10 protein-coding genes are annotated in these 6,616 nt (G+C 54.9%); 5 read left to right on the top strand and 5 right to left on the bottom strand.

The features are described from left to right. The coding region (locus tag PAT3040_RS38275; RefSeq protein WP_219930350.1) for a hypothetical protein at positions 1-226 on the bottom strand (226 nt) is incomplete at its 3' end. Between the two features lie 446 nt (positions 227-672). Here PAT3040_RS38275 and PAT3040_RS33450 point away from each other — a divergent pair. From PAT3040_RS33450 to PAT3040_RS33460, 3 genes are read left to right on the top strand one after another with little or no spacing between them, the layout of a single operon-like run. Beyond that, positions 673-1,473: a hypothetical protein gene (locus tag PAT3040_RS33450; RefSeq protein WP_108996083.1), complete on the top strand. Its 801-nt coding sequence runs from the start codon at positions 673-675 to the stop codon at positions 1,471-1,473. A gap of 51 nt (positions 1,474-1,524) precedes the next feature. Next, the gene (locus PAT3040_RS33455) at positions 1,525-1,974 is read left to right on the top strand and encodes a flavodoxin (RefSeq protein WP_108996084.1); all 450 of its coding nucleotides are present in this window, start codon (positions 1,525-1,527) and stop codon (positions 1,972-1,974) included. Continuing rightward, entirely contained in the window at positions 1,962-2,672 is a 711-nt protein-coding gene (locus PAT3040_RS33460) for a hypothetical protein (RefSeq protein WP_108996085.1), read from the top strand. Before PAT3040_RS33455 ends, PAT3040_RS33460 begins: the two co-directional genes overlap by 13 nt. A gap of 12 nt (positions 2,673-2,684) precedes the next feature. Here the strand turns inward: PAT3040_RS33460 and PAT3040_RS33465 are convergent, their stop codons facing one another. From PAT3040_RS33465 to PAT3040_RS33475, 3 genes are read right to left on the bottom strand one after another with little or no spacing between them, the layout of a single operon-like run. Next, positions 2,685-3,005: a DMT family transporter gene (locus PAT3040_RS33465; RefSeq protein WP_108996086.1), complete on the bottom strand. Its 321-nt coding sequence runs from the start codon at positions 3,003-3,005 to the stop codon at positions 2,685-2,687. Beyond that, positions 3,002-3,376, bottom strand: a complete 375-nt coding sequence (locus tag PAT3040_RS33470; RefSeq protein ID WP_258235289.1) for a DMT family transporter — start codon at positions 3,374-3,376, stop codon at positions 3,002-3,004. Before PAT3040_RS33470 ends, PAT3040_RS33465 begins: the two co-directional genes overlap by 4 nt. Positions 3,377-3,398: 22 nt before the next feature. After that, on the bottom strand, positions 3,399-4,178 hold the full coding sequence (locus PAT3040_RS33475; RefSeq protein WP_181377006.1) for a MerR family transcriptional regulator: 780 nt from the start codon (positions 4,176-4,178) through the stop codon (positions 3,399-3,401). Between the two features lie 229 nt (positions 4,179-4,407). Here PAT3040_RS33475 and PAT3040_RS33480 point away from each other — a divergent pair, with 229 nt between their 5' ends. After that, positions 4,408-5,259 (top strand): helix-turn-helix domain-containing protein, encoded by an 852-nt coding sequence (locus PAT3040_RS33480; RefSeq protein WP_087572720.1) that lies wholly within the window; start codon positions 4,408-4,410, stop codon positions 5,257-5,259. Between the two features lie 162 nt (positions 5,260-5,421). Next, positions 5,422-6,099: an SOS response-associated peptidase gene (locus PAT3040_RS33485; RefSeq protein WP_087572719.1), complete on the top strand. Its 678-nt coding sequence runs from the start codon at positions 5,422-5,424 to the stop codon at positions 6,097-6,099. 207 nt (positions 6,100-6,306) lie between these two features. Here the strand turns inward: PAT3040_RS33485 and PAT3040_RS33490 are convergent. Further along, positions 6,307-6,616: electron transfer flavoprotein subunit alpha/FixB family protein (locus tag PAT3040_RS33490; protein ID WP_146200632.1), on the bottom strand; the 310-nt coding region annotated here is incomplete at its 5' end.

Consider the following 6,616-nt stretch of genomic DNA (forward strand, 5'->3'; position numbering starts at 1 on the left):
ATTGGACCCATTGGACCCATTGGACCCACCTGTCCTGGAAGTCCTGGAAGCCCCGGAATTCCCGGAATTCCCGGAATTCCCGGAATTCCTTGAATCCCTTGAATTCCCTGAGGCCCCGCTGGGCCCGTTGCTCCTGTATGTCCGCGTTTGCCGCGCTCGCCGTCATCGCCTTTTTTGCCGCGCTCCCCGCGTTCCCCGCGTTCCCCCTGAGGACCATTTTCTCCATTTGCCCCGGTCGGTCCTATTGGGCCTATCCAGTCGTCGGGTTGCCGGTTTCGATTTTCGCTGCCGGTTGCTTGAACGACGATTCGTTTTCTCTTCTTACCGTTTCTCTTGCCTGTGTGTTTATGTTTTGCGGAAGATCCGCCGCCGCTGTATTTGCTAACGAAGACGAGCTGCTTCTTCGCGGAGCGGTTTCTATTTTTGAATGGTTGTTTCAGTTTAAGCACCTCCTAGTTGTTTATCCATCTTACGACGGGATAGGCATTCGTGATTGGGTGCAATAGCCCGAATCGGTAGGCGCTCGACTATTTTTACGAAAAATGGGCGATCTCGGGCAAGTACGCCGTCATCGCATTTCAAACGCCAGGCATTGACAAAAAAACGGAGAGTAGCTATCATGTTTATGAAAGTGATAATCATTATCAATATAATATAAGGGGAAATCAATCCATGCGAACGGATACCCATAAACCGTGGAACTGGCTGCTGTTCCCGTTCTCGTCGGTGAAAGCGACCCCGTACGGCGTGTATGCGGGTTCGGTCGGTTACGGCGTATATGAAATAGACGGAAATTCCAATTGGGATAAGCTTGGCCAAGGACTGCCGGATTCGGCTAGTGTTCATCGGCTTCAGCTTCAACATGAGCATCTCCACGCCTGCACGAGCAAAGGGCTTTACGAATGGACGGGGGAGCAATGGGAGAACGACGGGCTCTCGCAGCCCTGTTATCAATACCGCAACATCGGCGGCGCGCGTTATGCGGCTACGGATAACGGACTTTGGATGCGCACGGGGAGCAAGTGGGGCTTGCTGGCATGCGAGGGGAAACGAATTTATGATTTTATCAACCTGCCTCAGTACGTCATTGTCGGCCATGAGACCGGGATCTCGCTGTACGACCGGTTTATGGATGAGTGGGCGGAGTTCGAGATGGAGCGGAGAGTCAGCAGTCTTGCGGTATTCCGCGGGCATCTGATTGGCGCGAGCGACGAGGGCGAGCTGCTTGTCGGCGATAAGCAAGGCAGATTCGACCGGATCACATTCGGGGGGAAGTTTATCTTCTCCGTGACCACCAAGGGCAAGAACGTGTATGTCTGCACGGATCAGGGCTTGTTTTCGCTGGCTTACGTGGCAGATCGGCTCGTCCTGATGTCCGTCAAGCTGGGCTTTCCCGTGACGGATGTCGACGTGCTAGGAGAAAAGTTATATATGGCGACGCTGTTCCAGGGCGTTCAGTCCATCGAGATATAGTAGAGAACATGCCGTATTACGTGCGGCTGGATTCGGGAGAGGAGCCTGCAGATGCCGAAGGTCATCGTGCTGTACACAAGCTTGACGGGCAATACCGAAGAAATGGCGGAGGCGATTGCCCAAGGCGCCAAGGAATCGGGCTTCGAGGTCGTATGCAAGGAAGCCTATGACGCCAAACCGGCGGAGCTGCTGGAATACGATGCTATCGTTATAGGAGCATATACATGGGGAGATGGCGAGCTGCCGGATGAATTCCTCGATTTTTACGAGGATATGGATGGATTGGACCTGTCCGGCAAGCAAGCGGCAGCGTTCGGTTCCGGCGATACGAGCTATCCCGTATATTGCGGGGCGGTAGATCTGATCGAGGCAAAGCTGCAGGAGCTTGGCGCGTCGATCGTATGTCCCAGCCTGAAGTTCGAATACAATGCTTCGGGCGAAGAGAAGGAAGAAGGCAAGCGTATGGGGGCAATAGTGGCAGGTGCATTGTGCAAAAGCTGATGCCGCCGCTCGTTCGAATCGAAGATGTTAAGATCGAGCAAATGCTTCGAGGAGGAGGGGAATCCCCACGCAGTCAAGGCGAGATGGGGAGACGCAAGGAGGGCTGGTCTAGACTCGTACTTCTGTCTGCATGCCTCGCGGTCCATGATGTTTGCGTGGTGCCTCGGCAAGAACGGACGGAAGCCTTGGTGGAAGAAGCGTGCCTGCGCAGCTTCTCCAACCGGCATCAACAGTTCCACTCCGGCGAGCATTATCTTCAGACGCGTTGCGATATCATTCGGCATTTGCAGAGGTTTATGGTCCAGGACTCGTGTGATGGAGAGGTAATGGCGCGCTTCGAGTCGTTCACGGTATATGTGGAGGAGCTGGACATGGAGCTGACGCAGCAATTCCACCTGATCACTGTGCAAGATCAGGCCGACGGGGAAGGCGGCTATATCGTCCAGAAGCTGGTCGCCGACGAAAACCCGGAGTCGTTGGAGCTGTACTTTCACATGACCGTCGTATTCGGCATGTGCGCGTTCGGCCGGCTGCCTTCTCGCGTAGAAGCGTTGGTTCCTCTAAGCGGCCGGCGTTTCACTTGGAAGCCGGAATGGCAGCAATGGCAGAAGTCGCTGGATTATATGCGGCTGGTAAAGTCCATGCTGGAGAGCTCCGAGGCGACGTCCGGCAGCCGACATGCGCTTCCGGCTATGTGAGCGTGCAAGTGTTCAACCAATTAATTTCAGTCCGATGACGCAGCCAATGACGCCTGCAATGCAGACGATGCGCAGCAGGCTATTGGATTCCTTAAAGAAGGTCATGCCCACTACGGCTGCCCCTACCGTGCCGATTCCCGTCCATACGGCGTACGCAGTAGATAACGGAATCGTCTCCAGTGCGCCGAGCAGCAATTGAAAGCTGATTATGAATCCTCCGATCAGGATCAGATTATTGGTCCAGTTATTGTTCTCCGCGACGCGCTTGATTCCGATGACCCCGACAATCTCCATCATGCCTGCTCCGATTAACAACCACCATGCTTCGTTCATTTCTGTTCGCTCCCTCCAGCGCTAAGCTTCAATCCGATAATGAAGAGCAGCAATAGCAGAATAATGCCCACCTTGGCGGCGCTGATGGTGCCTTCCATGACGGCTTCGACTACGACGGTTCCGACCGTGCCTATGCCCGCGAATACCGCGTAGACCGTTCCGATAGGGAGCGCCTTGGTGGCGCGTATGATGAGGTCGAAGCTGAGCAGCAGGGAGATCAGCACGACGAGTGAGGGCACGGCCTCGTATTTAAAGCCCATGGCCCATATGATTTCAAGCCCTCCGCCGGCTATGACGTACAGCCAAGCACGATTTTTGGACAGAGGCTTCTCCGCTTTAGGCGGCGCTTTCCGTTCAATTGTTTCGCTCACGATGATTCCCTTCCTTTATATCTTATTGTTGGACTTTCGCCAAATAGTTGTCCACGATCCGATCGATAAACGCCATCGTCTCGGAGTCGAGCCCCAATACCTTCGCTTCGTTGCCCGGATCGGGGCGTATCCACTCCCAATACTTGTCCAGCGTCTCGTCGCTGCCGCGGAACCAGTCTTCTCCGATATCGACCAGCCGTGCCGCGAGACGATGCTCGACCTCTGGATTCGGGGGAGCGTGACTCTGCTCGCGAACTTCGCGAAGCAAGGTGACCCATGCCATATTACGGGGGTCGTCCGTATCCAGTCGCGGAAGATCTTCCAAAATTTCGATCTCTTCCGGTTGGAACCGTGACTTTCGAAGGTTTGCACGAATTTTGTTATCCTTGTCGATCTTCTGGTGATGCGCCATCTGCTGAATGAAGCCTAATACTTCGGTTGCGTTGACATCTCCGCGTATTTCCAGCGTGTAGAGCGTCGTATGCAGCATGCGGTCCAGCAGTTTAAGCCTATCGACTTCGTTGCGCACGGCTTCGATTTGGAGGCGAATGGCTTGTCTCCAGGCATCGACTCTGCTCGTTGTTTGCTCTGCGTCTTCGAAGACTGCCTTAATCTCTGCAAGCGTGAAGCCAAGATGCTTGAGGGTCGTGATATGCTGCAAGCGCAGAACGTCGTCCATGGTGTAATAGCGATAGCCGGATTCCGAGACGAGTGACGGCTTGAGCAGGTTCATTCGATCATAGTAGCGCAGCGTGCGGATCGTAATGCCGGCATCTGCCGCGAGCTTGCCTATTTTGTACAAGGGAACGACCGCTCCTTCCATGTGTTGCGTCAGGCTTGTGCTTCTAATAGTAAACTGTGACGTATAGGGGAGAGTCAAGCGATAAGACGAATTTTTACGCAAAATCATCCCGGAGACCGATGGGAAGGAACCATTTCGCGGAAAAAGTCGTTGTTGATTAGCTCGGTGCCGATTACAATAAGGTGGAGAATTTCTACAACAACGAGATTGCCATGCTGGGGGAGATTTTTTGTCAGACGATTTATTAGTGACGTTCCGATCGCCGCCGTTGCCTTTCTTTATCGAATCCAACCGTACGACTTACTTGCCGGGAGACGAGCATCCCAACCGGACGAACCTCGGCGTGTTCGACATGTTGTTCGTAAACGAGGGGACGCTCCATGTCGCGGAAGAGAACAATAGATGGACGCTGACGCCGGGAGACGTGCTTATCCTGAGGCCGGACAGCTGGCATTACTCCTTCAAGCCCTGCAATGAGGCCACGGTGTTCGATTGGGTGCATTTCCAGGCGGCGGGAGCTTGGGAGGAGACGCAGGGGAGCCAGCCGGGCACGCTGCGGGGAGACTATTACACGTATGCGATACGGGTGCCGAAGCGTATGAAGCTGAGCTATCCCGACGAAGCCAAGCTGATCTTCTCTCAGCTGCACGAAGCGGCCAAGAGCTCGTCCCACGGAGCATTTTGGGACCGGCAACAGCGGTTCCTCCATCTGTTGCAGATGATGGACGAGGGCTGGCGTTCCGATGCGGCGAAGGCTGCGGTGTCGATCGCGGAGAGAGCCGCCGCCTATTTGAAGCTCAATTACCGGAGCACCATCAGCAACACCATGCTGAGCGAGGTGCTGGAGCTGCATACGAACTATATCACGCGCTGTATGACGGAAGTATTCGGCTGCACGCCTCAACAATATCTGCTCTACTACAGGCTGGATCAGGCGAAGCTGCTATTGATCAAGACGGATTGGACGATCGCGCGTATCGCCGAAGAGACGGGCTTCCGCCAAACGCCGCATTTCTCCAGACTGTTCGCCGCGCATACCGGCATGCCGCCTCTTAAGTTTCGCAAACGTTTTACTACTTAGCAGGGTGAGCGTAGTCATTTATGGTGTTAATCGGTCATGGCATGAAACATCGGCGGCGTGAAAGATGAAGCGCGTCGATTATTTCCTCCGTTGTGCATAATTTCCATTCACTTAACAAACACTGGTGTCAACAACGCAAGCATCCAGTGAGGAGTGAATGTGATGATTGAACGGTTTTCATTGACGGCGGAGATCGGCGAGCTGATGGATCAATTCCAAGTGCGCAAAAATATGAAGGGACACAAGGGTCGGTTCAATATAACCCCGACGCAGAATGTCACCATTATTATGAACGACAGGCATGACACGCGGGTCCTGCAAGAAGCAAGATGGGGGCTGTTCCCGTTCTGGGCGAAAGATTCCGTGAACACGGATTACAGCACCCTGTCGGAGAAGCCGTTTCTGGAGCGCATGCTGAAGCGCCAGCGCTGCATCATTCCTTGCAGCGGCTTCTACGGCCAAAAAACGTTCGGCCAGGAGCGCGACCCCCGCGTCATGCACACGGTTGTGCCGAACCAGCCCATTCTTGGCATACCCGGCATTTTCGATTGCTGGCGCCATGTAAACGGCAGGGAGGAAGTGCGGGCGTTTACGATGGTGACCGCTGCCTCTTCCGGGGCCATGTCCGTCTGGCAGCCTAACGTGCCGGTCGTGCTGGATGCGGAAGGCATGGAAGACTGGCTGAATCCGAAGCTGACGGAATTCAGCCGTCTGCGGAAACACCTGGAGCCCATGGAGAGCTACCTCATGCGCTCCTACCCCGTCACCAACGCGGTGCGGGACGACTGGTACGAGTCGCCGGACTGCGTCATGGAAATCCGGATGCCGGATTTCGCTTAGGGACAAATAAGAAGGCTGTCATCCAAATGGTCGTCCAGTGCGACTAGTTGGATGACAGCCTGTTTTTTGTTACATCGGGTTAGAGGCAAGGCGGAGTGCATGTGAGTTCATGAATAAAGAATCCTTAACTGGAACGAAGTGAGGCTGCGTTGCTCATGCAACGCAGCCTCTTCACGTTGTAAGAAACGTTCGTGCGGCACGACCGTCTTAACCTGCTGAGCTGGTACGAAGGATCTCCGCGGTAAACAGCGGAACGACTTCGAACAGGTCGCCGACGATGCTGTAGTCCGCGATGCTGAAGATGGGGGCGTCGGGGTCCTTGTTGATGGCGACAATCGTACGCGACTGGCTCATTCCGGCCAGATGCTGGATGGCGCCGCTGATGCCGCAAGCGATGTACAGCTGCGGCGTTACGACTTTGCCCGTCTGCCCGATCTGGAGGGCATAGTCGCAGTAGCCGGCGTCGCAAGCGGCACGCGAAGCACCGACCGCGCCGCCAAGCGCCGCGGCCAGCGCT

Source organism: Paenibacillus agaridevorans (assembly GCF_003112455.1).
In the GTDB taxonomy this organism is placed as follows: Bacteria; Bacillota; Bacilli; order Paenibacillales; family Paenibacillaceae; genus Pristimantibacillus; species Pristimantibacillus agaridevorans.